The sequence below is a fragment of the Actinomadura sp. NPDC023710 genome, from assembly GCF_040639875.1.
Lineage (GTDB): Bacteria > Actinomycetota > Actinomycetes > Streptosporangiales > Streptosporangiaceae > Spirillospora > Spirillospora citrea.
This window is the reverse complement of sequence record NZ_JBFAGB010000036.1, coordinates 17,170-40,723: the sequence shown is the minus strand read 5'-3', so window position 1 is coordinate 40,723 and position 23,554 is coordinate 17,170. Positions and strand designations below refer to the sequence as shown.

The window sequence follows — 23,554 nt, the reverse complement described above, 5'->3', positions numbered from 1 at the left end:
CCAACGGATTTCCCCGCATCCGGCGACCCGTGTGGTTTTCTGAGGGCATGTACGACGTGATCATCGCGGGCGGCGGGCACAACGGCCTGGTCGCGGCCGCCTACCTGGCTCGCGCCGGCGAGCGCGTGCTGGTGCTGGAACGGCTCGGGCACTTCGGCGGGCTGGCCGTCTCGGCGCGCGTCTTCCCCGGCGTGGACGCGCGGCTCTCGCGGTACTCCTACCTGGTGAGCCTGCTGCCGTCGCGGATCGTCCGGGACCTCGGCCTGCGCGTCGAGCTGCGCGGCCGGCGGTTCGCCTCGTACACGCCGGTCGGCGACGGCGGCCTGCTGATCGACAACGAGGATCCCGCGCGGACGGCGGCGTCCCTCAGGGCCGACGCCGACGCATGGCGGAGGTTCTACGCGATGGCCGGGCGCGTCGCCGAACGCGTCGCGCCGACCCTGCTGGAACCGCTGCGCGACCGCGCCGGGCTCCGGGAGGCGGTGGACGACGGGGAGGCGTGGCGCGAGCTGTTCGAGCGCCCCATCGGGGACGTCGTGGACGAGCGCTTCACCGACGACACCGTGCGCGGCGTCGTCCTCACCGACGCGCTGATCGGCACGTTCGCCGACACCCGCGATCCCGCGCTACTGGCCAACCGGTGCTTCCTCTACCACGTCATCGGGAACGGGACCGGCGACTGGAACGTGCCGGTCGGCGGCATGGGCGCGGTGACCGGCGCCCTGGCCGACGCCGCCCGCGCCGCCGGGGCCGAGCTGCGCTCCGGCATGGAGGTCCTGCACGTCGACCCGGCCGGAGAGGTGACGTTCCGGGACGCGGACGGCGCCGAGCACGCGGTCTCGGCCAGGTGGGTGCTGGTCAACATGCCGCGTGAGAGCTCGGCCGAGGGGTCGCAGCTGAAGGTGAACATGGTGCTCTCGCGGCTGCCGCGGCTGCGCGACCCGTCCGTCCGGCCGGAGGAGGCGTTCGCGGGCACCTTCCACATCAACGAGGGCCGGGAGCAGATCGACAGGGCCTATCGCGAAGCCCGCGACGGCCGCGTTCCGGCCGTCCCGCCCGCCGAGGTGTACTGCCATTCGCTGACCGACCCGTCCATCCTCGGACCGGAACTGCGGGAGGCCGGGGCGCACACCCTGACGCTGTTCGGCCTGCACATGCCGGCGCGGCTGTTCCGGTCGGACCCCGAAGGGTCGCGCGCCGCGGCGTTGCGCGCGACGCTGGCGTCGTTCGACGCGGTGCTCGCCGAGCCGATCGAGGACTGCCTCCTGCGCGCCCCGGACGGCACGCCGTGCCTGGAAGCCAAGACGCCCGTCGACCTGGAGAACGGAGTCGGCCTCCCGGGTGGGCACATCTTCCACCGCGATCTGTCGTGGCCGTTCGCGGAGGCGGCCGGGGAGCGCGGGCGGTGGGGCGTCGAGACCGAGCACCCGCGCGTGCTGCTGTGCGGCGCGGGCGCCAGGCGGGGCGGAGGCGTCAGCGGGATCCCCGGCCACAACGCGGCCCGCGCCGTCCTGGACGCCGGCTAGGAGCGCCCGCAGGCGCGGTGCAGGGCCGCGACCGCGGCAGCGGGGTCGTAGGCCGGCAGCACGGCGGCAAGGTGACCGTCCGGGCGGACGATGTGCACCGTGTCCGGGCCGGCGTGCAGGGCCGTCCGCAGCACCCCGTCGGCGTCGATGGAGTCCAGCGCGAGGACCTGGTGCGGGACGCCGGTCGGCAACCTCCCGCCGTGCACGCCCTGGGTGAGGACCACGAACCGCGTGCCGAACAGGCGGCGCAGGCGGGTCGGCTCGCCGTCCACGACGCACGGGCCGTCCGGGCAGAGGACGCCCGGCAGCGGCGGGCGGACGAGCCCGGGACCGCGCGGGAAGTCCTCCACCGGCCCGGCCGGGGTCGTCAGCGGCGAGTCCAGGTACCAGAACGGCTCGGCGAGCCTGCCCGAGTCGATGATCGTGCGGGGGTCCGGGTGCGTCCGGGCCGCCTCCAGGGACTCCAGCCGCCGGGCCCGCTGCCGCGCGGTCTGCGGCACGAGGAACTCCATCGTCCGCGTGGTCACCCGCAGGTTCTCCCCGGCGGCGGCCCGGCGCTCGGCGTCGTAGCTGCGCAGCAGCGCGGGCGGGGCCCAGCCGTGCCGGACGAACGCGAGCTTCCAGGCGAGGTTCTCCGCGTCCTGCACGCCGGAGTTCAGGCCGCGGGCGCCGAACGGCGCGTAGACGTGGGCGGCGTCCCCGGCCAGGAACGCGCGGCCGGACGCGAACGCCGCCGCGCACCGCTCGTGGAACCGGTACACGGTGGCCCACACGACCTCGTACGGGACGTCCCCGGTGATCCTGCGGATGCGGGCGTCCAGCGCCCCCGACCCGCGCTCGGCGTCGAGGTCGTGGTCGGCGGGGACCTGCCAGTCGATGCGCCACGTCCCGTCCGGGCACTGGTGGACCAGGACCTGGCGCCCGGGGTTCCATTCGGGGTCGAAGAAGAACCGCCGCTCGCTCGGGAACGGCAGGTCCGCCCGGATGTCGCAGATGAGGAACCGGTCGGTGAAGGTGCGGCCGGGGAAGCCGATGCCGAGCAGGTCCCGGACGGCGCTGTGCCCGCCGTCCGCTCCGACCAGATGGGTGCCGCGCACGGTGACCCCGGCGTCGGCCTCGACTCCGTCCCCGTCCTGGCGCAGCCCGGTGACGCGCTGCCCGTACCGGACCTCCACCAGCGGTTCGGCCGCGGCCCGGTCTCGCAGCCACGCCTCGACCTCCGCCTGGGAGATGTTGATCCAGGGCGGCACGGCGCTGCGTCCGGCGTCGGGGAAGGTGACGGCGAACAGTTCGTCCCCGCGGTAGTAGGTGCGGCCGGTCGTCCACGTCACGCCGCGCGCGATCATCGGTTCGGCGCACCCGACCCGGTCGAGCACGTCGAGGACGTCGCGCTGGAAGCAGATCGCCCGGGACCCGGACGGATCGCGGCGGGCGGCGGCCTCCAGCACCACGGACGGCACGCCGTGCCGCGCCAGCAGCAGCGCCGTGACCAGGCCGACGGGACCCGCGCCCACGACGACGACCGGTTCGCTGTCCCTCACGCGTCCACCTGATCACGTCGGGGCGTTCCCGGCCACCTCCCGTGCGCGCTCCGCGGCGGCCCGCTCGATCGTCTGGTCGGCGACCCGCCTGTCCTGCCAGCCGCGCACATCGGTGCCCTTGCCGGGCTCCAGGTTCTTGTAGATGTCGAAGAAGTGCGCGATCTCGTCGAGGACGTGCTCGTGGACGTCCCGCAGGTCGCGCATCCCGGCGTAGCGGACGTCCCCGGCCGGCACTGTGAGGATCTTGCCGTCGGGGACGCCCCCGTCGAGCATCCAGAACACCCCGATGCTGCGCACCTTGATCACGCACCCGGGGAAGGTGGGCTCCTCCAGCAGCACCATCGCGTCCAGCGGATCCCCGTCCTCCGCGCACGTGCCCGGGATGTAGCCGTAGTCCAGCGGATACTGCGTCGAGGTGAACAGCATCCGGTCGAGCCGGATGCGGCCGAGCCGGTGGTCCATCTCGTACTTGTTGCGCGATCCCCGGGGGATCTCGACGATCATGTCGATCTCCATGAATCCCTCCCCAGGGGAGCACTACCCACCAGTCGCCTCCCGCCACTTCAGTGGGCGGCGGCGTTCCAGTCGGGGCCGGCGCCGATGGCGACCTCCAGGCCGACCGCGAGCGGGTAGGCCGTCGTCATCCCGGTGCGGACGATCTCCCGCACCGCGTCCGCCTCGCCGGGCGCGACCTCCAGGACGATCTCGTCGTGCACCTGGAGCAGCAGGCGGCTGGCCAGCCCGGCGGCGGTGAGCGCCTCGTCCACCCGCAGCATCGCGATCTTGACGATGTCCGCGGCGGAGCCCTGGACGGGGGCGTTGAGCGCCATCCGCTCGGCCGTCTCGCGGCGCTGCCGGTTGTCGCTGTTCAGATGGGGCAGGTAGCGGCGGCGGCCGAGGACCGTGCGGGTGTAGCCGGTGGCGCGGGCCTCGGCGACGACGTGGTCGAGGTAGTCGCGGACGCCGCCGAGCCGCTCGAAGTAGGCGTCCATCAGCGGGCGCGCCTCGGCCACGGGGATGCCGAGCTGCCTGGCCAGGCCGAACGCCGACAGCCCGTAGGCCAGCCCGTACGACATCGCCTTGATCTTGCGGCGCATGTCCGGCGTGACGGCGTGCGGGCGGGCGCCGAAGACCTGCGCGGCCATCGTGGTGTGCAGGTCCTCCCCGGACGCGAACGCCGCCAGCAGCGTGGGGTCCTGCGACAGGTGCGCCATGACGCGCAGTTCGAGCTGGCCGTAGTCGGCCGTCATCAGCGAGGCGTGGCCCTCGCCGGGCGTGAACGCGCGGCGGATGCGCCGCCCCTCTTCCGTCCGGATGGGGATGACCTGCAGGTTCGGGTCGGCGGAGCTGAGCCGGCCGGTCGCGGCGACGGTCTGCTGGAAGCTGGTGTGGATGCGGCCGTCCGCGCCGATCTCCCGGATGAGCCCGGCGACCGTGGAGCGCAGCCGCGCCTGGTCGCGGTGGCGCAGCAGGATCTGCGGCAGGCCGTTGTCGGTCCGGGTGGCGAGCCAGGTCAGTGCGTCCAGGTCGGTGGAGTACCCCGACTTGATCTTCTTGGTCCTCGGCAGGTCGAGCTCGCCGAACAGCACCTCCTGGAGCTGCTTGGTCGAGCCGGGGTTGAAGCGGCGCCCGGCGATCTCGGCGGCCTCGTCGGCGGCGCGCTCCATCCCGGCGGAGAAGTACCGTTCCAGCTCGTGCAGGAGACCCGCCTCGACGTGCACGCCGGCGCGCTCGGCGCGGGCGAGCAGGCGCGACAGCGGCAGCTCGACGTCGCGCAGGACCTCGTCCATGCCCGTGGACGCCAGGTCGGCGGCGAACACGCCGGCGAGGTCGAGGACGGCGCGGGCGCTCAGCATCAGCCCGGCCGCGCCCTCGGCGGACGGGCGGCGCCCGAGATGGCGGCCCGCGAGGTCGGCGATCCCGTAGGCGGCCAGGCCCGGCAGGAGCAGGTACGCGGCCATCGCGGTGTCGGTGGCGATTCCGTCGAGGTGCCAGCCGCGCTCGCCGAACAAGCGCAGCAGCGCCTTCACGTCGTGCAGCGCCTTGGGCCGGCCGGGGTCGGCCAGCCAGGCGGCGAAGGCCCGCTCGTCCTTCGCGGTGAGGCCGGACGGCTCGAACGACGCGGCTTCCCCGTCGCCGGTGGCCAGCGCGATCCGCTCGATGTCGCCCGCGCCGCGCGCCCACGTGGAGTCGGCGGCCAGCCCGGTCAGACCCGTCGCGTGCGACCCCAGCCAGCCGGCCAGCTCGTCCGGCCCCAGCTCCCGCCCCTGGACGGGCTCCGGTTCGGCGTCCTCCGGGGGACGTCCACCCCCCGGGTCGGCCGCGAACAGGCGCTGCCGGAGGCTGGCGTTGCGGAACTCCAGCTCGTCCAGCAGGGAGGTGAAGGCGGTCAGGTCGTACGGGCGCCGCCGCAGGTCGGCGGGCGCCACCGGGAGGTCCAGGTCGCGCACGAGCTCGGTCAGCCGCCGGTTCAGCGCGACCGTGTCGGCGGCGGCGCGCAGCTTCTCCCCCGCCTTGCCCTTCACCTCGCCCGCGCTCTCCAGCAGGACCTTCAGCGACCCGTAGTCGCGGACCCACTTGGCGGCCGTCTTCTCCCCGATGCCGGGGATGCTCGGCAGATTGTCGGACGGGTCGCCGCGCAGCGCCGCGAAGTCGGGGTACTGCGCCGGGGTGAGCCCGTACCGCTCCCGCACCGCGCCGGGCGTGTACCGGATCATCTCCGACGCCGTCCGGTAGAAGTACAGGACGGTGACGTGGTCGCTGACGAGCTGCAGCACGTCCCGGTCGCCGGTGACGATCAGCACGTCCATGCCGTCCGCCTCCGCCGCCGTCGCCAGCGTCGCGATGACGTCGTCGGCCTCGTAGCCGGGCGCCCGCAGCACCGGCACGCTCATCGCGGCGAGCAGCCGGTCCAGGATCGGCAGCTGGCTGCCGAACTCGCTCGGCGACCGCGCCCGGGTGGCCTTGTACTCGGGGAACTCCTCGGTGCGGAAGGTCTGCCGGGAGACGTCGAACGCGACGGCCGCGTGCGAGGGGCGCTCGTCCCGCAGCACGTTGGCGAGCATGTTCGCGAACCCGTACACCACGTTGGTCGGCTGCCCGGAGGTGGTGGTGAAGTTCTCGACCGGCAGCGCGTAGAACGCCCGGTAGGCCAGCGAGTGGCCGTCCAGGAGCAGCAGGCGGGGCCGGTCGGTCATGTGTCACATCCTGGCACCCGGGGTACCGGGCATGAAACCGGCGGCGAGGGTGTTGGGGGCGGCATGACCAAGATCGAACTAGGACGGCTCGGCATCTGGCGCCCGTGGCCGCAGCTGAGCCCGGACCTGGCCAGGGACGTCGAGGACCTCGGCTACGGCGCGATCTGGATCGGCGCCTCGCCGGCCGATCCGGACATCGCCGGGGGGCTCCTCGCCGCGACCGACCGCATCGTGGTCGCCACCGGCATCGTGAACATGTGGAGCACCCCGGCCGAGGAGGCCGCCGCGGGCTACCGCCGGCTGAACGACGCGCACGGCGGCCGGTTCCTGCTCGGCGCCGGCATCGGCCACCGGGAGCAGAACCAGGCGTACCGCAGCCCGTACGAGACGATCGTGGATTACCTCGACCGGCTGGACGCGGAGGGCGTCCCGGCCGAGGGGCGGGTCCTCGCCGCGCTGGGGCCGAAGGTGCTGCGGCTGGCGGCCGAGCGGGCAGCGGGCGCCCACCCGTACCTGACCACGCCCGAGCACACCAGGTCGGCGCGAGAGATCCTCGGGGCGGGCCCGCTGCTGGCGCCGGAGCAGAAGGTCGTGCTCGAACCCGACCCGGTGCGCGCCCGCGCCATCGCCAGGGAGGCCCTGGGCCGCTATCTCGTCCTGCGCAACTACGTCGCCAGTTTCGAGCGGCTGGGGTTCACCGCCGAGGACTTCGCCGACGGCGGCAGCGACGCGCTCGTGGACGCGTTGGTCGCCCACGGCGACGCGGCGGCGGTCGCGGCGCGGCTGGCCGCCCACCTGGAGGCCGGCGCCGACAACGTCGCCGTCCAGGTGCTGACCGAGCCCGGCGGCGATCCTCGTCCCGCCCTTCGGTCGATCGCCGAGGTGCTGCTGTGACCGGGCCGCCGCTCTGACCCGGCGCACCGCCCCCGCGGGGGCGGACATGGCGAGGGACGCGCCCGGGTCCGGGCGCGTCCCTCGGTGCGACGGGTCCTACCGGGTCGCGTAGTTGCCGATCACGTCCGGCGTGGCGCGCTTCCCGGGCTGCGCCCGCCTGCGGGCGAGCTCGTTCCCGTTGACCGTCAGGGTGCTGTGCGCGAACAGCTCGGTGACCGCGGCGGTGCCGTCGATCATCTGGTCGAAGCCCTTCAGGTTCACGTTGTCGTAGCGGTCGCAGGCCTGGTGGTAGCACGGGTCGTAGGCGAGGCCCGCGGTGCCGCCGTACAGCTTCGCCTGCTCGGGGGTCTTGATCCCTTCGGCGCCGGTGAACAGGCCGCCGGCGGGGATGCCCACGGTGATGAAGGCGTTGTAGTCCGAGCGCCCGTTGAACGGAGTCGGGTCGGTGGGCAGCTTGCGCCGGCCGAAGTGGTCGACGAACGCCTTCTCGATCGCGCCGGATCCGGCCGGGGCCTCGACGTTGTTCTCGCCCGCGCTGTTGTCGCCGTCGTAGACGAAGTTCACGTAGTTGGGCGAGGCGAGCATGTCGAAGTCGAGCATGAGCGCGACCTTGTCGCGCTCGGCCTGCGGAAGGGTGTCGACGTAGTACTGCGAGCCGAGCAGTCCTTCTTCCTCCGCGCCCCAGAAGGCGAACCGCACCTTGTTGCGCACCTTGGAGCCGAGCTTGTTGATCTGCGCGGCCATCTCCAGCAGCGCCGCGGTGCCCGAGCCGTCGTCGTTGATCCCGGGCCCGGCGGCGACGCTGTCATTGTGCGCGCCGACCACCACGACGTTGTCGGCCCTGCCGCGCCTGGTGTCGGCGATGACGTTGGCGGCCTGGCGCTTGTCGTTCTGCGTGTCGGTCCTGACCCGCAGCGTGACGCCGCCGTTCTGCGCCTGCTGGACGAGGGCCTTGCCGACCGCGTTCGTCGGGCCGACCACGGGGATCTCGTACGGCGTGGACAGCGTTCCCCCGACCGGACCCGGCTCGGTGGGCAGCTGGTAGATGACGACGGCGGCCGCGCCGGCGGCGATGGCGTTGTCGGTCTTGACGGAGAAGAAGCAGCCGCCGCGCTGGATCAGCGCGATGTGGCCCTTCGGGAACCCGGCGAAGTCGCCGGCCTCGCACCCGCTGCCGGATCCGGTGGCCCCCGGGTCGACGGGGGTCGCTGGGGCGGTGACGTCTCCCGACCCGGAGTACTGCAGCGTCTCGAAGTCGCCGTGCGGCGCGAACGTCTTCGGATCGGGCGCGGTCTCGGCGAGGACCGGCTCCGACAGCTCCTGCCAGAAGTCGAACTCGAAGTTCTGGATCGTCGGCGTGTATCCGGCCCGTTTGAGCTGGTCCGCGATGTACTTGATGGTGATCTTGTTACCGGGCAGTCCCGCGGCCCGGTTGCCGCCGTTGGCGTCCGAGATCTTCTGCAGGTTCAGCTGGTGGTGCCGCACGTCGCTCAGCTTGACGAGCTTGGCCAGCTTGGACTGGGCCGGGCCGGCGGCTTGGGCGGGCGCCGCGGCCACGGTGGTGGCGGCGAGCGACAGCCCGGCGAGGACGGCTAGCGCGGCTCTGCGCATGCTCGGTCTCCGTTGGTGGGGGGGACAAAGTAAACCGAAGCTTGACATGTGTCATTTTCTGCAACAAGACACGACTCCGCATCAAAACGGCCAATATTGGCCTAGTTTTTCACCGTGTTAACACGGTTGACATGTCTCCGCCGATTCCCCCCGCAGCCCTTCATGGCCTCCATGCGATGTGCTCGGCAAGAACCGGAAGACCAATCAATTACAAGATCATTCAATTGCGGTCGACGCACTGACCTGCGACGACACTCGGGAAAGGGCGGGCGGTGCGCGGCGGGAGCGGCCGCGGCGGCTCAGTGCCCGCAAACCGCCGCGCACACGCCCGGGAAGCGATCGTTCACGCGGTGCACGCGAGAGATCACAAGTCGCCGCAGGTAAGACCTCTGGTCTCCGGCAAATCGAACTAAGTATGCTCCGGTCCCGCCAGGTCGGTCGGGGACGACCGGGGACGAAGACGATCAGGAGTGTGGGCCGGTGACCAAGCCCGAACAGGTTCATGGCTCCCATGAACGGCCGCGCACGCGGCCGGTCGGGCGGCGGATCGCGATGCTCCTCGCCATTCCGCTCGCCGCTCTCGTCGCGCTGTGGGTGTTCTCGGCGGGGACGACGCTGTCCGCCGCGCTGCAGCGGTCGGAGTTCACGCGGATGTACAAGGACGTCGGGCTGCCGGCCGGGACCGTCATCGGGGCGCTCCAGCGCGAGCGCGCCACCGCCGTGGCCGTCCTGACGGCGCGGACCGACGCCGGCAGGCGGGCCTACGCGGACCTCGCGGCCAAGACCGACGCCGCCGTGGCGAACTTCCGCTCGGCGGCCTTCAAGCCCCGCCTCAGGAACGCGATGGGCCCGGAACTCTGGCAGCGAATGGAGGCGCTGGACGACAGCCTCGACCAGCTCGAACCGCTGCGGACCCAGATCGACCAGGGCGCGGCCAGCACGGTGCAGGCCATCGACGCCTACAGCGGCTTCTCCGACTCGACGTTCCGGCTGCTGACGACGTTCATCAGCGTCAACGACACCGCGGTGTACCGGCAGAGCGCCGGCATCACCCACTTCTCATGGGCGAGCGACTTCATGCTGCGCGAGGACGCGCTGATGTCCGCGGCCGGCGCGCGCCGGCTGAGCGCGGCCGAGCGCATGGCCTTCGCGGGCTGGGCCGGCAACCGCGAGCAGTTCTTCTCGCTCGCCCGCACCGAGGTGACCGGCGAGCTGTCCCGGATCGTCGAGGATCTCGCCACATCGCCCGCCTACGGAAGCTTCACCTTGATCGAGAGCCAGATCCGCCGGCAGGGCCTCACTCCCGGCGTCCAGCAGTGGCGGGCGGGCACGCAGGAGCTGGCCCCGAAGTGGTTCACCTCCTCCTCCCGCCTCGGCGACGCCCTGAACGACGACCTGGTCGAGCCCGCCGGACACCGCATCATGCTGCGCTTCTACCTGGCCTGCGTCGTGGGCCTGCTGATCGTGGCCGCATCGGTCACGCTGTCGGTGCTGTTCGCCCGGCGGCTCGCGCGGGAGCTGCGGGACCTGCAGGCGTCCGCGCAGCGGCTCGCGCACGAGCGGCTGCCCGCGGTCGTGGCCCGGCTGCGGCGCGGCGAGAAGGTCGACGTCGACGCCGAGGCCCCGCGCCCGGAGCCGGGGCGGACGAGGGAGATCGCCCTGGTGGCCGACGCGTTCGACGCCGTGCAGCGCACGGCCGTCGGCACCGCGGTCGGCGAGGCCGAGCTGCGCGCCAGCATCAACCGGGTCTTCATCAACCTGTCGTGGCGCAGCCAGTCGCTGCTGCACCGGCAGTTGCGGCTGCTGGACCAGATGGAGCGGCGCGCGTCCAGCCCCGAGGAGCTGGACGACCTGTTCCGCCTCGACCACCTGACCACCCGCATGCGGCGGCACGCCGAGGGCCTGGTCATCCTGTCCGGGTCGCCGACCGTCCGCGCCTGGGACCACCCGGTCGCCGCCGAGGACGTGGTGCGCGCCGCGATCGCCGAGGTGGAGGACTACACGCGGGTGGAGGTGACCGGCGCGTCCTCGGCCGCGGTCACCGGCGACGTCGTCGCCGACGTCATCCACCTGCTGGCGGAGCTGATCGAGAACGCGGCGTCGTTCTCCCCGCCGGCCACGGAGGTCACCGTCAAGGTCGAGACCGTCGCCAACGGGCTGGCCGTCGAGGTCGTCGACCGGGGCGTCGGCCTGGAGCCCGACGAGCTGGCGGAGCTGAACCGGCGGCTCGGCAGCGCCGTCGAGTTCGACCTCGTCGACACCGAGCGGCTCGGCCTGTTCGTCGTCGCGCGCCTCGCCGCCCGGCACGGCATCCAGGTGTCGCTCCAGCCGTCCCCGTACGGGGGCACGACCGCGATCGTCCTCGTGCCGCACGCGCTGGTCGTCCTCGACGACGACTGGCACACGGCGCGCGGCCGCGGGGCCGGGGCGCCGCAGCCGGTCGGGTCGGCGGTCCTCGGGGGCGGGGGCCCGGCACGGCTCGGCCGCCCGGCGCGTCCGGCACTGCCCGGCAGGATCGTCCAGGCGCAGCCGTCCGACGAGTTCGCCGGCCTGCCCGCCGGGCCGGCGGTGCCGCCGCCGGCGCCGCCCTCCGACCCGCCCCTCGCCCCGCCGCCGGATCCGCCCGAGCCGTTCGCGGGACGGGCCCGGCCGAACGGCGCCGAGCCGCCGCCGGGCGGGGTGGAGGACAGCGAGGTCACGGGACGGCTCCCGCGCCGGGTGCGGCAGCGTTCCCTGGCCCCGCAGCTGCGCGGACGGTCCGCGCCGCGGCACGCCCAGCCCGCCGCGGCGGCGGGCGAGGACGATTTCGAAGAACCGAGCCCGGAGCTCAGCCGCGACCTGATGGCGTCGCTGCAGTCGGGATGGCTGCGCGGCAGGGTCGACGACGAACCGGGCGAGTCGGATCCACGTGATGAATGGGGGGAGTCATGATGCGGCAGGGCAACGCTTCCGGCGAGCTCGACTGGCTGCTCGACGACTTGGTGCAGCGGGTCGGGGAGGTCCGCCAGGCCGTCCTGCTGTCCAGGGACGGCCTGGTCATGGGCGCCTCAGGGGACGTCACCCGCAAGGACGCCGAGTTCCTCGCGGCGCTGTCGTCGGGTTTCCACAGCCTGGCCAACGGGGCCCGCGAGCACTTCCAGGCCAAGCAGGTGCGGCAGACCGTCGTCGAGCTGGACGGCATGCTGTTCTTCGTCATGCCCGCGGGCAACGGGAGCTGCCTCGCCGTGCTGAGCGACGCCGGCGGCAACGCGGGGCTGGTCGCCTACGAGACGACCATGCTGATCAAGCGGGTGCGGCGCACGCTGGCGGCCCAGCCGCGCGGTGCCGAGTCGCAGGATCCGCCGGTGCGCTCGGGCGCGTCAGGCTAGAGCCGGCAGTGGAGAGCCCGAGAGAGCGTTGGGTCGGGCCGGACGCCGGCCCGGTCGTCCGCCCCTACGCGGTCACCCGCGGGCGCACCCGCCCCCGCGGGCTCGTCCTCGACCTGGTGACCGTCCTCGTCGCGACCGGCCGGACCCCGGCCGACCGGATCTGGCTGTCGCGCGAGCAGCGGCGGCTGCTGGAGCTGTGCGGGCGGCCCTCCACGCCCGCCGATCTCGCCTCGGAGACCGACCTGCCGCTGCGGGTCGTGCAGATCCTGCTGGAGGACCTGCACCAGTACGGCCTGATCGAGGAGATGCCCCAGGCCGCGCAGACCGAACGCCCCGACCCCCGCATCCTCATGAGAGTGCTCGATGAACTCCGCCGCCTTTGACCCGACCGCCACCGCGCACGGGCGCGACGACGACGTCCCGCTCCACACCCTGAAGGTCCTGGTGGCCGGCGGCTTCGGCGTCGGCAAGACGACGCTGGTGAGCGCGGTGAGCGAGGTGCGCCCGCTGCGCACCGAGGAGATGCTCACCGACGCGTCCGTCGGTGTCGACGACCTCGGCGGCGTGGAGGGCAAGACCACCACGACCGTGGCGATGGACTTCGGCCGGCTGACGTTCTCCGGCGGCGTCCGGCTGTACCTGTTCGGCACGCCCGGCCAGGAGCGGTTCTGGTTCATGTGGGACCAGATCGCCTACGGCGCGGTGGGCGCCATCGTGCTGGTCGACACCCGCCGGCTCAGGACGAGCTTCGCGGCCATCGACTTCTTCGAGCAGCGGGGGCTCCCGTTCGTCATCGCGGCGAACCGGTTCGAGGGCGCCCGCCGCTACACCGTGGAGGAGATCCGCGACGCCCTCGACGTCGACCCGGAGATCCCGGTCATGATGTGCGACGTGCGGAGCCGGGAGGTGGCGCGGGGCGTGCTGGTGGCGCTCGTCGAGCACGCCCTGCAGGCGGACCGCGGCTAGCCGGCCGCCATCCGGGCCACGATGAGGGACGCGAGCGCGGCGTAGGCGGCCGAGTCGTCCAGGCCGGTCTGCGCCTTGATCTCGCCGCGGTGGATGGACTCCATCACCTGGCCGGCGACGGCGCCGACGAACGCGGCGTCGCCGCCGGGCGCCGCCTCTCGCACGAGGCCCTGCACGCGCCGCACCGCGTACCGGGTGTTGCTCTTGTAGATCTCCCGCGCGGGGGCGAACGCGTCCAGGTCGGCGAAGAACGCGGCGGACGCGGGGGCCAGCTCGCCCGAGATCGCCCGCAGGTAGGCGCCGACCCGCTCACGCGGGTCGGCGCTGTCGTCGAGCGCGGCCTCCACGCGGTCGGTGGCGCGGCGGAAGAAGGCCCGCACGACGGCCGTGATGATCTGCTCCCGGCTCGCCGCGACCGAGTAGAGCGTGCTCTTGGAGCAGCGCAGCAGCGCGGCCAGGTCCGCGACGCCCAGCTCGGCGAACCCGCGCTCCAGGAAGAGGTCCATGAGCCGGTCGATCAGCGTCTCGCGCCGCCGCGACGCCCGGGTCGCCCGCTCGTCCACCGAGGTCATGACGGCGACAGTACCAAATCGGGTTCGCCGGTACTGCTTTTGGTACGGTTGGCGGTGCCGAAAGGAGTCCGCCCATGCCCGCCACCCGGCACCTGCCGACCTCCGAGTCCGAGGACCTGATCGCGCTCACCCGCGAGATCGCGGCCAAGGAGCTCGCGCCGCACGTCGCGGACGCCGAGCGCACCGGGACGTTCCCCCGCGCGGTGTTCACGACGCTGGGCCGGGCGGGCCTGCTGACGCTGCCGTACCCGGAGGAGTTCGGCGGCGGCGACCAGCCCTACGAGATCTACCTGCAGGTCCTCGAGGAGATCGGGGCGGCCTGGGCGAGCGTCGGCGTCGGTGTCAGCGTCCACGCCCTGTCCTGCTTCCCACTCTTCGCCTTCGGCACCGACGAGCAGCGCACGCGGTGGCTGACCGGCATGCTCTCCGGCGAGCGCCTCGGCGCCTACTGCCTGTCGGAGGCGCACGCGGGCTCCGACCCGGCCGCGATGCGCGCCAGGGCCGTCCGCGACGGCGACTCCTACGTCCTCAACGGCGCCAAGGCGTGGACGACCCACGGCGGCGAGGCCGACTTCTACACCGTCATGGCCCGCACATCGCAGGAGAAGTCGCGCGGCATCTCCTGCTTCCACGTCCCCGCCGACACCCCCGGACTGGAGTTCGACGAGCCCGAGGACAAGATGGGCCTGATGGGCTCCACCACCGCGACCGTCCGCCTGGTGGACGCGCGCGTCCCCGCGGACCACCTGATCGGGCAGGAGGGCCAGGGGCTGGCCATCGCCCTCGCCGGCCTCGACGCCGGTCGCCTCGGCATCGCCGCCGTCGCCACCGGCCTGGCCCAGGGCGCGCTCGACACCGCCGTCGCCTACGCCATGGAGCGCGAGGCCTTCGGCAAGGCGATCATCGATCACCAGGGGCTCGCCTTCGTCCTGGCCGACATGGCCGCCGCCGTCGAGTCCGCGCGCGCCACCTACCTGTCCGCCGCCCGGCTCAAGGACGCGGGCCGCCCCTACGGCCGTGAGGCGTCGGTCGCCAAGCTGGTCGCCACCGACAACGCCATGAAGGTCACCACCGACGCCGTCCAGGTCCTGGGCGGCGCCGGCTACACCCGCGACTTCCCGGTCGAGCGCTTCATGCGCGAGGCCAAGGTCATGCAGATCTTCGAGGGCACCAACCAGATCCAGCGCCTGGTCATCTCCCGCCACCTCGCCCGCCAGCCGACGCGTTGACCTGCGGGCTTCCGGCGCGACCGCGCGCAACTTGAGCGATTGCGGCGGCCGAAAATCGGTCTAACGGCCATGAACTGGGCATATATAGGACACACCCATCATGGATCTCGGTGACGTCCGAGAACGGGGCAGCGAGCACGGGCCGACGTTCCGGGCGCCTGCGAGCCGACTCTCTGCAAGGGAGGGAGAGGACGTGGCGGACACCAACCGAGGCGTCGTGTACCAGGGGCCGGGCGAGGTCACGGTCGAAGACCTGGACTTCCCCAAGCTCGAACTGGCCGAACAGGGCGGGCGCAAGCTGCAGCACGGCGTCATCCTGAAGGTACTGGCCACCAATATCTGCGGTTCCGACCAGCACATGGTGCGCGGCCGGACGACCGCGCCAGCCGGGCTCACGCTCGGGCACGAGATCACCGGCGAGGTGATCGAGACCGGCAGGGACGTCGAGTTCATCAAGGAGGGCGACCTCGTCAGCGTCCCGTTCAACATCGCGTGCGGCCGCTGCCGCAACTGCAAGGAACGCCACACCGGCGTGTGCGAGAACGTCAACCGGGAACGACCGGGCGCCGCCTACGGGTACGTCGACATGGGCGGCTGGCACGGCGGCCAGGCCGACTACGCGGTCGTCCCGTACGCCGACTTCAACCTGCTCAAGTTCCCGGCCGATCGCGACACGGTGATGGAGAAGCTGCCCGACCTGGCGATGCTGTCGGACATCTTCCCCACCGGGTACCACGGCGCCCACACCGCCGGCGTCACGACCGGTTCGACCGTGTACGTGGCGGGCGCGGGACCGGTCGGCCTCGCGTGCGCGACCGCCTGCCTCCTGCTCGGCGCCGCCGTTGTGATCGTCGGCGACATGAACGAGCGGCGGCTGGAGCAGGCCCGGGGCTTCGGCTGCGAGACGATCGACCTGTCGGAGCACGCCGACGTGGGCGCGCAGATCGAGCAGATCCTGGGCGTTCCCGAGGTGGACGCGGCCGTCGACTGCGTCGGGTTCGAGGCGCGCGGCCAGGGGCACGAGGGTGCGGGGACGGAGCAGCCCGCGACCGTCCTCAACACGCTCATGGACGTCGCCCGCCCCGCCGCCGGGCTCGGCATCCCCGGCCTGTACGTCACCGGTGACCCGGGCGCGTCGGACGAGAACGCGAAGGAGGGCCAACTCGGACTGCGGATCGGCCTCGGCTGGGCCAAGTCGCAGTACTTCGTCACGGGCCAGTGCCCGGTGATGACGTACAACCGGCAGTTGATGATGGCGATCCTGTACGACCGGGTTCAGATCGCCCGGAACGTCAACGCGTCGGTCATCCCGCTAGAGCAGGCACCGCAGGGCTACGCCGAGTTCGACCGGGGCGCAGCGCGCAAGTACATCCTCGACCCGCACGGCATGGTGGGGGCCGCGGCCTGAGCCCCGCCCCCTGCTCGAACCCGCCGGCGATCCGCAGCGCCATCCGGGCGCCCTCTCCGGGTCGGCGCACAGCCGCGCCGTCCCGGCCGGGGGAACCCGGCCAGGCGCAGGTCGCCGGCGGATGCCATCGCCGCAGGTCCGCTAGCCGGGCCCGACGCCGCGCTCCCGCAGCCTGCGGGCGATGTAGTCGGCGGTGAACGGGGAGCCGTCCGCCAGTTCCTCGGGGCCGAGGCCCTTGCGGGCCGCGTCCGCGTAGGCGTCGAACAGGTGTTCCTTCGCGGCTTCGAGCTGCTCCGCGAGGTCTTCGTACCGGGTGGTGGCGAGCTTGACCTTCGCGCCGGCTTCCTCAGGACCCATGCGGCGCAGAGTATCGAAACCCCGTCGCGAGACCGGGCGATGGGTTTGTGCGCGGTTTGTGCAGCGTGTCACGGTCTGCCCTCGGCCCGGAACCTACCGTCGGGTCATGTGGCAGTTCGTCGTGTGGGGGCTCATGGGGGCCGCGGCCAACCGCACGCTGGCGTTCCTGGAGGCGAACCGGCGCGTGAAGGGGCCGCCCTGGCGCTACCCCAAGGGGCCGGGCGGCCGGTACTACCTGTTCGCCTGCGCTCTGCACTGCATGCTCGCCGCGATGGTGACGGCGGCGGCCGCGGCGAGCGACTTGATCAACACGCCGTGGCTGGCGTTCGCGTGCGGGGCGAGCGCCCCGGCCGTCATGGCGAAGCTCGGCCGGTACGCGCTCTGGGCCCTGCCGCCGGGCCCGGGCGGCGACGGTGAGGACGACGGGCCCGGCCAGGCCGGATGAATGGGGGATGGGATGCCGAATCCTGATCGCGGCTGGCGCGGGCTTCTGGAGGCGTTCTCGGACGCACCGGCCACCGGAGGGCCGAGCGCGGTACCGCCGGGCGGAGCGGGCCGGGCCCGGCGGCTGCTGGAGGCGTTCTCCGACGTATCGCCCGCCTTCGCCGCGGACGGGGCGGGGCCCGCGCCCGCGGCGGATCCGGTGCGGGCGCTCGCGCGGGGGGTCGTGACGTTCGGCGTCCTCGGGGCGGTGTGCACGGCGTGGGCCGCCGCTGAGACCGGGACGCTCGCGGCGGCGCTGCTCGCCGCGTTCACGTTCGCCGTCCTGGCCCTGTTCGTGGCGCCACTGGCCGGGTTCGCACGTGCCAGGGCCGCGTCGGCCCTGGCGCAGGGGGCCCGCGCGCGGTCCGCCGACCGTGCCGAGAACCTCCGCGACAGCTTCTGGCACGCGCTGGGCTCGGAGGAGCGCGACGCCGTCCGCGGCGTGGCGCGTCCGCGCACCTTCGGGCCGGGCGCGCCGATCCTGCGCCAGGGATATCCGGCCGACTACGTCGTCGTCCTCCGCTCGGGGTGGACGAAGGTCCGCGTCGACCGGGCGGGCGAGGAGCGGATCGTGGCGGTCCGCGGTCCCGGCGACCTCATCGGCGAGCGGGCGCTGTTCGAGGGCGATGCCTGGTCGGCCACGGTCATCGCGCTCGACACCGTGGAGGCGCTCGTCGTCGGCGCGGCGGACTTCCGGGGGGTCGTGGAACGCCACGCCGGTGTGCAGTCGGTGCTGGAGAAGCAGGCCCACGACCGCACCGTCGAGGCGGCGGCCCGCACCTCGGGCACCGAACTCGCCGACACCGAGCGCCAGCTGGCCGCGCTGTTCACCACGCTGGCGCGGGCGCGCGGCGGGGCGCTCCCGCTGACGGGCACCGAGCTGGCGGGCTGGACGTCGTCGTCGCCCGCGGCGGTGGCCAGCGTGCTCAACGAGTGGGACGGCGCGGGACTCGTCCATGCCGGGGACGGCACGATCGACGTCCTCGACCCGGTCCGGCTGGAGCGGCTCACGGCGGGCGGCGAGCCTCGCCCGGAGGCGGTGTCCGGGTCCCTGTTCCTCACGGGGCAGGACTGCACGGTCGTGTTCGCCGATGTGGTGGGGTTCGGCTCCCCGGACCGGACCGAGGCGGACCGAGCGGTGATCCGGGGGGTGCTGTTCCAGTCCCTGGAGGAGTCGTTCGCCGCCGCCGGAGTGGCCTGGGCGGCCTGCCACCGGGAGGACCGCGGGGACGGCATGCTGCTCGTCGTCCCGCCGGGGGTTCCGGTGAGCGCCCCGGCGGATCCGCTGGTGCGGGCGCTCGCCGAGCGCATCGACCGGTACAACGGGGGCGCGGCCGGGGGACGGCGCTTCCAGGTGCGGGTCGCGGTCGACACGGGACCGGTGCACGCAGGGCCGGAGGGGGTCACCGGAGCGGCGCTCGCCCGCGCCGCCAGGCTGCTGGAGTCGGACGTCCTGCGGCGGCGGCTCTCGGCCGTCGCGGCCGTCATCGGCCTGATCGTCTCCGCGGCCGTGCACCGCGGGATCGCCGGGGCCGGACCGGAGTTCGAGCCGGTCGAGGTGCGCGAGCCGGACCCCGGCGACGCCTGGCTGCGGCTCTTCCCGGCCGCCGGCTAGAGGCGGACGTACTCGTAGTCGAAGGGCTGACCGTTGATGCCGTTGCGGGGCGGCGCGATCCAGGCGGCGATCCTGCCGGTTTCGTGGACGGGCCGCATCAGCGACCGGACGTGCGTCTTGTCGACCTCCGTCGGAAGCCAGGCGCCCATGCGCCGCTCCCACTCGGCGGCGTCGAGCATCTCGCCGTCCGGCGCGGCCTCGATGCCGGCGAATGCGCCGACCTTGCGGTTGAAGGCGATGCTGGGCAGGCGGAGGCGCTGCGGGAGGCCCGCCTCGGACAGGATGCGGTTCCAGCGGTTGACGCCGCTCTGGCAGTCGGCGATGTAGGCGCGGCGCAGGTCGGTGTTGAGGCCGACGAGCGCGGCGACCTCGGTCTGCCCGATGCCTCCGTCGACGAGGGCGTCCACCATGACGGCGTCGTCGGTGAGGCGGTGGTCGTCCCGGCGGCGTTCCTCCATCCAGCGGCCCTTGAGCCCGGCCGTGTAGTAGTTGGCGACGTTGCTGGACGTCTCGGAGCCGAACAGGTCGAGCGACACCGAGTAGTGGAAGTTCAGGTACTTCTGGACGACGTCCAGGGAGATCCCGCCGTGCGGGGCGACGTCGTCGGTGTCGTGCTCCTTCATCAGCTGGACGGTCCGCTCGACGACCCGGTCGATGCCCGTGGTGCCGACCATCATGTGGTGGGCCTCCTCCTTGAGCATGAACTCGCAGGTGCGCGACAGGGGGTCGAAGCCGGACTCCTTCAGCGTGCCGAGCTGGTACTTGCCGTCCCGGTCGGTGAAGTAGGTGAACATGAAGAACGAGAGCCAGTCGGGGGTCTCCTCGTTGAAGGCGCCGAGGATGCGCGGCGACTCCTCGCTTCCGGAGTTGCGCCGCAGCAGCTCCTCGGCCTCCTCGCGCCCCTCGCGCCCGAAGTGGGCGTGCAGGAGGTAGACCATCGCCCACAGGTGGCGGCCCTCCTCGACGTTCACCTGGAACAGGTTGCGCAGGTCGTAGAGGCTGGGCGCGGTGGCTCCGAGGTTGCGCTGCTGCTCCACGGACGCGGGTTCGGTGTCGCCCTGGATGACGATGAGGCGCTGGAGGTCGGCGCGGTACTCGCCGGGGACCTTCTGCCAGGCGGGCTCGCCCTTGTGGGCGCCGAAGCCGATGCGGCGGTCGCCGTCGCGCTCGGCCAGGAAGATGCCCCACCGGTAGTCCCTCATGGCGACGTGCCCGAAGTGCGCCCAGCCCTCGCGGCCGACGTCGACGGCCGTGCGCAGGTACACCTCCCGCGTCGGCAGCGACGGGCCCATCGACTCCCACCAGGACAGGAAGTTCGGCTGCCACGACTCCAGGGCGCGCTGGAGGCGCCGGTCCTCGTGCAGGTCGACGTTGTTGGGGATCTTCTCGGTGTAGTCGGCGGTGATCGCCATCGCTCAGACTCGCTTTCGGTCGAAGTCGGCGCGCCGCCCGGTGCCGTAGCGGCGCAGGGCGCCGTCCGGACCGGACGCGTTCGGGCGCGTGAAGATCCAGTTCTGCCAGGCGGACAGCCGTCCGAAGATCTTGGTCTCCAGGGTCTCGGGGCCGGGGAAGCGGTAGTTGGCCTCCAGGCCGGTCAGCGCGTCGGGGCTGAAGCCGGCCCGCTCCTCGACGGCGATGCGGATCTCCTCGTCCCAGTCGATGTCGTCGGGCGCGAAGGTGACCAGGCCGAGGCGCTCGGCGTCGGCGGCCTCCAGCGGCTTGCCCGCGGCGTCGCCGGCGGCGGCCAGCGCGGCGCCGTCGCCGAGGAACCGGGTCGCCAGGCGGGTGAGGCCGTTGCCCATCGGGAGCGGGCCGAGGTTCATCGCGTCCACGGTGACCGCGGCGGGGTCGGCGTCCGGGTCGACGTCCTCGAAGACGCCGTCGAGCTGGTAGGAGCGGTCGGCGGCGAGCGCGACCTCCAGGAGGGAGCCGGCGAAGCAGCTTCCGGGCTCGATCAGGGCGATGAGGCTGCGGCTGGTGACGTCCAGCCGCTTCAGGGTCCGCTTGAGGTAGAGCACGATCTCGTCGGCGAGCCAGTCGCCGGCGTGGTCGAGCAGCAGCCGGTCATGGGCGAGGACGTGCTCGGCCGCCCCCCGCGTGCGGAACACCCACGTGCCGAGCTCCGGCTCGTTGGTCCGCAGGTCGAGGATGAGGTCGTCCAGCTCGCGGGTCATGGCGAGCGTCCAGAAGTCCGCGCCGCGGAATCCGCCGGGGGGCGCGTCCGGACCCGCGATCGTGATCTCGACGGCGCCCGCGGCGCGGTCCAGCTCCGCCGAGACGTGCCGGTAGGCGATCGAGGCGTCCGTGCGCTCCTTGCCGAGCGGCGTCAGCGCGATCCCCTCGGCGTCGCGCGGACGGGACGAGCGGGCCGCCAGCTCCCGCGCGCGTTCGGCGACCGTCTCGTCCCAGGCGGTGCGCGGGACGGCCTCGTCCACCAGCCCCCAGGCGACGGCCTTCCCGCCGCCGAGCCCCTCGGCCTTGGTGGAGAAGTAGTCGGCGCGGTCGCGGCGGACGCGCCGCTTGTCCGACACGCGGGTCAGGCCGCCGGTCCCCGGCAGGACGCCGAGCAGCGGCAGCTCCGGCAGCGACACCGCCGACGAGCGGTCGTCGACGAGCATGATGTGCTCGCAGGCGAGGGCCAGCTCGTATCCGCCGCCGGACGCGGTGCCGTTGAGCGCCGCCAGGTAGGTCTGGCCGGAGTTCGCCGTCGCGTCCTCGATGCCGTTGCGGGTCTCGTTGGTGAACTTGCAGAAGTTGACCTTCCAGGCGTGCGGGGACGCGGCCAGCATCCGGATGTTGGCGCCCGCGCAGAAGATCTTCTCCTTGCCGCTGGTGACGACCACCGCGCGCACCGCGGGGTGCTCGAAGCGGAGCCGCTGGACGGCGTCGTACAGCTCGATGTCGACGCCGAGGTCGTAGGAGTTGAGCTTCAGCTCGTACCCGGGGACAAGCCCGCCCTGCTCGTCCACGGCCATCGTGAGGGTGGCGACCTGGCCGTCGACGTCCAGGCGCCAGTGCCGGTAGCCGGATGGGTCCACCCGGAACTCCACGTGCGGGCTGGTCATGGGCTGTCCTTCCGCCGGTGCCGTCTCCATCATGTTCTACAGATTTCACTCTTTACGTCAAGACTTTGTAGCACTTCAAGTCGCCCGGCCGCCGGGGGCGGGAGCGGCCCCGGGACCGGGTCAGGGCGCGGCGAGCAGGGCCGAGGCGAGCTCGCGGACGGCGAAGCGGCGCAGCTTGCCGGTCGGCGTCGTGGGCAGCCTGTCCACGACCAGCACCTCGCGGGGGCGCTTGAACGACGCGAGACCCGCCCGGCAGAACCCGATCAGCTCGGCCGGCTCGGCGGTCGCGCCCTCCTTGAGCACGACGCAGGCGACCGGCTTGTCCAGGCCGTCGGCGTCCGGCAGCCCGACGACGGCGGCCATCGCCACCGCGGGGTGTTCCAGCAGCCGTCCCTCCACCTCGGCCGGCGACACCCAGATGCCGCCGGCCTTGAGCATGTCTCCCGTCCGGCCCAGGCAGGTGTAGTAGCCGTCCTCGTCCACCACGTAGGTGTCGCCCGTGCGCAGCCACTCCCCCTGGAAGACCTTCCGGGTCGTCTCGGTGCGGCACCAGTAGCCCGTCGCGATCGACTCGCCCTTCACCAGCAGTGAGCCCGGCGCCCCCGGCCCGACGTCGGCCCCGGCGGCGTCGACGACCCGCAGCTCGTAGCCGGGGACGGCGGTGCCCGTCGTCCCCGGGCGGACCCGGCCGGGCCGGTTCGACAGGAAGATGTGCAGGCACTCCGTGGAGCCGATCCCGTCGATGATCTCCACGCCGTACCGTTCGGTGAAGCGGCGGCACAGCTCGGCGGGCAGCGGCTCCCCCGCCGACACCGCCAGCCGGACGGACGCGAACGCCTCCACCGGGACCTCGGCGTTGAGGATCGCGGCGTAGAAGGTCGGGACGGCGAAGAACAGGGTCGGCCGGTACTCGGCCAGCCGCCCGGCCACCGAGGCCGGGGTCGGGCGGTCCGGGTCCAGGACGGCGGTCGCGCCGGCGGCGAGGGGGAAGAACAGCGAGTTGCCGATCCCGTAGGCGAAGAACAGCTTGGCGACCGAGTAGCAGCGGTCGTCCGGCCGGATGCCGAGGACCTGCCGGCCGTAGGTCTCCACGACGTGCCGGATGTTGGCGTGCCGGTGCACGGCGCCCTTCGGCCGGCCCGTCGTCCCGGACGTGTAGAGCCAGAGGGCGCTGGAGTCGTCCGAGGTCGCGTACGGTTCCGCCGGCGCGCCGCCGTGGGCGCGCCCCTCGCGGACCAGGTCCTCGAACGGGTCCACCCGCACCCCCGCCGGGGCCCGGAGCGCCGCGTCCCCCTCGACCGCCACGCGCCGGACGCCCGGAGCGTAGGTGAGGGCCGCCTCTGCGGCGACCGCGAACCGGTCGCTCACCAGCAGCACCCTGGCGCGCGCGTCGGCCAGCAGGCCGCCGAGTTCGGGGCCCGTCAGCATCGTCGACACCGGGACCGGAACGGCGCCGAGCCGCATCGCGCCCAGGATCGCGGCGGCCATGAGCGGGCCGTCGGCCATGAACAGCACCACCCGCTCCTCGGCGCGCAGCCCCCAGCGTTCGAGGCCGGAGGCGATGTTCCCGGCCAGTTCGGCGAGCTCGGCGTAGCTCAGATCACCGCCCGGACCGGTCAGCGCCGCCCGGCCGCCGTCGGGCCCGGACGCCGTCCGGAGCAGGTAGTCGGAAGCGTTGAAGGTGTCGGGCGGGACCGGTGCGGTCGCCGTTTCAGCGGTCAT

The 23,554-nt window shown here is 73.1% G+C and carries 19 protein-coding genes; 10 read left to right on the top strand and 9 right to left on the bottom strand.

The features are described from left to right. Window positions 1-47: 47 nt before the first annotated feature. Window positions 48-1,526: an NAD(P)/FAD-dependent oxidoreductase gene (locus tag AB0H37_RS33505; protein WP_360616822.1), complete on the top strand. Its 1,479-nt coding sequence runs from the start codon at window positions 48-50 to the stop codon at window positions 1,524-1,526. Here AB0H37_RS33505 and AB0H37_RS33500 read toward each other — a convergent pair. Genes AB0H37_RS33500 through polA form a run of 3 tightly spaced genes read right to left on the bottom strand, consistent with a single transcriptional unit; the run spans window position 1,523 to window position 6,264 of the window. Continuing rightward, on the bottom strand, window positions 1,523-3,067 hold the full coding sequence (locus AB0H37_RS33500; protein WP_360616821.1) for an FAD-dependent monooxygenase: 1,545 nt from the start codon (window positions 3,065-3,067) through the stop codon (window positions 1,523-1,525). The genes AB0H37_RS33505 and AB0H37_RS33500 overlap by 4 nt on opposite strands. Window positions 3,068-3,079: 12 nt before the next feature. Beyond that, on the bottom strand, window positions 3,080-3,583 hold the full coding sequence (locus tag AB0H37_RS33495; protein WP_329089088.1) for an inorganic diphosphatase: 504 nt from the start codon (window positions 3,581-3,583) through the stop codon (window positions 3,080-3,082). 47 nt (window positions 3,584-3,630) lie between these two features. Next, window positions 3,631-6,264: a DNA polymerase I gene (polA, locus tag AB0H37_RS33490; protein ID WP_360616820.1), complete on the bottom strand. Its 2,634-nt coding sequence runs from the start codon at window positions 6,262-6,264 to the stop codon at window positions 3,631-3,633. Between the two features lie 63 nt (window positions 6,265-6,327). Here polA and AB0H37_RS33485 point away from each other — a divergent pair, with 63 nt between their 5' ends. Then, window positions 6,328-7,158, top strand: coding sequence for an LLM class F420-dependent oxidoreductase (locus AB0H37_RS33485; RefSeq protein ID WP_360616819.1), 831 nt, complete (start codon window positions 6,328-6,330; stop codon window positions 7,156-7,158). Window positions 7,159-7,254: 96 nt separating this feature from the next. Here the strand turns inward: AB0H37_RS33485 and AB0H37_RS33480 are convergent, their stop codons facing one another. Continuing rightward, window positions 7,255-8,769 (bottom strand): M20/M25/M40 family metallo-hydrolase, encoded by a 1,515-nt coding sequence (locus AB0H37_RS33480; RefSeq protein ID WP_179835778.1) that lies wholly within the window; start codon window positions 8,767-8,769, stop codon window positions 7,255-7,257. Window positions 8,770-9,249: 480 nt separating this feature from the next. Between AB0H37_RS33480 and AB0H37_RS33475 the strand changes: the two genes are divergently transcribed. From AB0H37_RS33475 to AB0H37_RS33460, 4 genes are read left to right on the top strand one after another with little or no spacing between them, the layout of a single operon-like run. Beyond that, window positions 9,250-11,700, top strand: a complete 2,451-nt coding sequence (locus AB0H37_RS33475; protein ID WP_360616818.1) for a nitrate- and nitrite sensing domain-containing protein — start codon at window positions 9,250-9,252, stop codon at window positions 11,698-11,700. Further along, a complete protein-coding gene (locus tag AB0H37_RS33470) occupies window positions 11,697-12,137 on the top strand; it encodes a roadblock/LC7 domain-containing protein (RefSeq protein WP_205718435.1) in 441 nt (146 codons plus the stop codon). The genes AB0H37_RS33475 and AB0H37_RS33470 overlap by 4 nt, the downstream gene beginning before the upstream one ends. An 8-nt stretch (window positions 12,138-12,145) precedes the next feature. Then, window positions 12,146-12,520, top strand: coding sequence for a DUF742 domain-containing protein (locus tag AB0H37_RS33465; protein WP_179835780.1), 375 nt, complete (start codon window positions 12,146-12,148; stop codon window positions 12,518-12,520). After that, window positions 12,501-13,103, top strand: a complete 603-nt coding sequence (locus tag AB0H37_RS33460) for an ATP/GTP-binding protein (protein WP_360616817.1) — start codon at window positions 12,501-12,503, stop codon at window positions 13,101-13,103. The genes AB0H37_RS33465 and AB0H37_RS33460 overlap by 20 nt, the downstream gene beginning before the upstream one ends. Here AB0H37_RS33460 and AB0H37_RS33455 read toward each other — a convergent pair. Continuing rightward, window positions 13,100-13,675, bottom strand: coding sequence for a TetR/AcrR family transcriptional regulator (locus AB0H37_RS33455; protein ID WP_329089077.1), 576 nt, complete (start codon window positions 13,673-13,675; stop codon window positions 13,100-13,102). The genes AB0H37_RS33460 and AB0H37_RS33455 overlap by 4 nt on opposite strands. A 74-nt stretch (window positions 13,676-13,749) precedes the next feature. Here AB0H37_RS33455 and AB0H37_RS33450 point away from each other — a divergent pair, with 74 nt between their 5' ends. Beyond that, complete coding sequence (locus AB0H37_RS33450) at window positions 13,750-14,904, top strand: acyl-CoA dehydrogenase family protein (protein ID WP_360616816.1); 1,155 nt, start codon at window positions 13,750-13,752, stop codon at window positions 14,902-14,904. A 193-nt stretch (window positions 14,905-15,097) separates the two neighbouring features. Next, the gene (fdhA, locus tag AB0H37_RS33445) at window positions 15,098-16,312 is read left to right on the top strand and encodes a formaldehyde dehydrogenase, glutathione-independent (RefSeq protein ID WP_329089074.1); all 1,215 of its coding nucleotides are present in this window, start codon (window positions 15,098-15,100) and stop codon (window positions 16,310-16,312) included. Window positions 16,313-16,453: 141 nt separating this feature from the next. Here fdhA and AB0H37_RS33440 read toward each other — a convergent pair whose 3' ends face one another. Then, window positions 16,454-16,669 carry a hypothetical protein gene (locus AB0H37_RS33440; RefSeq protein WP_329089072.1) on the bottom strand — a complete coding sequence of 72 codons (216 nt, stop codon included), beginning with the start codon at window positions 16,667-16,669 and terminating at the stop codon, window positions 16,454-16,456. Window positions 16,670-16,775: 106 nt separating this feature from the next. Here AB0H37_RS33440 and AB0H37_RS33435 point away from each other — a divergent pair, with 106 nt between their 5' ends. Continuing rightward, window positions 16,776-17,114, top strand: a complete 339-nt coding sequence (locus AB0H37_RS33435; RefSeq protein ID WP_329089070.1) for a hypothetical protein — start codon at window positions 16,776-16,778, stop codon at window positions 17,112-17,114. Window positions 17,115-17,126: 12 nt separating this feature from the next. Next, window positions 17,127-18,767, top strand: coding sequence for a cyclic nucleotide-binding domain-containing protein (locus AB0H37_RS33430; protein ID WP_360616815.1), 1,641 nt, complete (start codon window positions 17,127-17,129; stop codon window positions 18,765-18,767). Here AB0H37_RS33430 and boxB read toward each other — a convergent pair. From boxB to AB0H37_RS33415, 3 genes are all read right to left on the bottom strand, one after another. Continuing rightward, on the bottom strand, window positions 18,764-20,179 hold the full coding sequence (boxB, locus tag AB0H37_RS33425) for a benzoyl-CoA 2,3-epoxidase subunit BoxB (protein WP_360616814.1): 1,416 nt from the start codon (window positions 20,177-20,179) through the stop codon (window positions 18,764-18,766). The two genes, AB0H37_RS33430 and boxB, sit on opposite strands and share 4 nt — an antisense overlap. A gap of 3 nt (window positions 20,180-20,182) precedes the next feature. Further along, window positions 20,183-21,832 (bottom strand): 2,3-epoxybenzoyl-CoA dihydrolase, encoded by a 1,650-nt coding sequence (gene boxC, locus AB0H37_RS33420; RefSeq protein WP_179835788.1) that lies wholly within the window; start codon window positions 21,830-21,832, stop codon window positions 20,183-20,185. A gap of 120 nt (window positions 21,833-21,952) precedes the next feature. After that, entirely contained in the window at window positions 21,953-23,554 is a 1,602-nt protein-coding gene (locus AB0H37_RS33415) for a benzoate-CoA ligase family protein (RefSeq protein ID WP_360616813.1), read from the bottom strand.

What these genes read in the sequence shown, in the direction of transcription:
- AB0H37_RS33505 (WP_360616822.1), top strand. Translation starts at nt 48, where the DNA reads ATGTACGACGTGATCATCGCGGGCGGCGGGCACAACGGCCTGGTCGCG.
- AB0H37_RS33495 (WP_329089088.1), bottom strand. Translation starts at nt 3,583, where the DNA reads ATGGAGATCGACATGATCGTCGAGATCCCCCGGGGATCGCGCAACAAG.
- polA (WP_360616820.1), bottom strand. Translation starts at nt 6,264, where the DNA reads ATGACCGACCGGCCCCGCCTGCTGCTCCTGGACGGCCACTCGCTGGCC.
- AB0H37_RS33485 (WP_360616819.1), top strand. Translation starts at nt 6,328, where the DNA reads ATGACCAAGATCGAACTAGGACGGCTCGGCATCTGGCGCCCGTGGCCG.
- AB0H37_RS33480 (WP_179835778.1), bottom strand. Translation starts at nt 8,769, where the DNA reads ATGCGCAGAGCCGCGCTAGCCGTCCTCGCCGGGCTGTCGCTCGCCGCC.
- AB0H37_RS33470 (WP_205718435.1), top strand. Translation starts at nt 11,697, where the DNA reads ATGATGCGGCAGGGCAACGCTTCCGGCGAGCTCGACTGGCTGCTCGAC.
- AB0H37_RS33460 (WP_360616817.1), top strand. Translation starts at nt 12,501, where the DNA reads ATGAACTCCGCCGCCTTTGACCCGACCGCCACCGCGCACGGGCGCGAC.
- AB0H37_RS33455 (WP_329089077.1), bottom strand. Translation starts at nt 13,675, where the DNA reads ATGACCTCGGTGGACGAGCGGGCGACCCGGGCGTCGCGGCGGCGCGAG.
- AB0H37_RS33450 (WP_360616816.1), top strand. Translation starts at nt 13,750, where the DNA reads ATGCCCGCCACCCGGCACCTGCCGACCTCCGAGTCCGAGGACCTGATC.
- AB0H37_RS33440 (WP_329089072.1), bottom strand. Translation starts at nt 16,669, where the DNA reads ATGGGTCCTGAGGAAGCCGGCGCGAAGGTCAAGCTCGCCACCACCCGG.
- AB0H37_RS33435 (WP_329089070.1), top strand. Translation starts at nt 16,776, where the DNA reads ATGTGGCAGTTCGTCGTGTGGGGGCTCATGGGGGCCGCGGCCAACCGC.
- AB0H37_RS33430 (WP_360616815.1), top strand. Translation starts at nt 17,127, where the DNA reads ATGCCGAATCCTGATCGCGGCTGGCGCGGGCTTCTGGAGGCGTTCTCG.
- boxB (WP_360616814.1), bottom strand. Translation starts at nt 20,179, where the DNA reads ATGGCGATCACCGCCGACTACACCGAGAAGATCCCCAACAACGTCGAC.
- boxC (WP_179835788.1), bottom strand. Translation starts at nt 21,832, where the DNA reads ATGACCAGCCCGCACGTGGAGTTCCGGGTGGACCCATCCGGCTACCGG.
- AB0H37_RS33415 (WP_360616813.1), bottom strand. Translation starts at nt 23,554, where the DNA reads ATGACCGCTGAAACGGCGACCGCACCGGTCCCGCCCGACACCTTCAAC.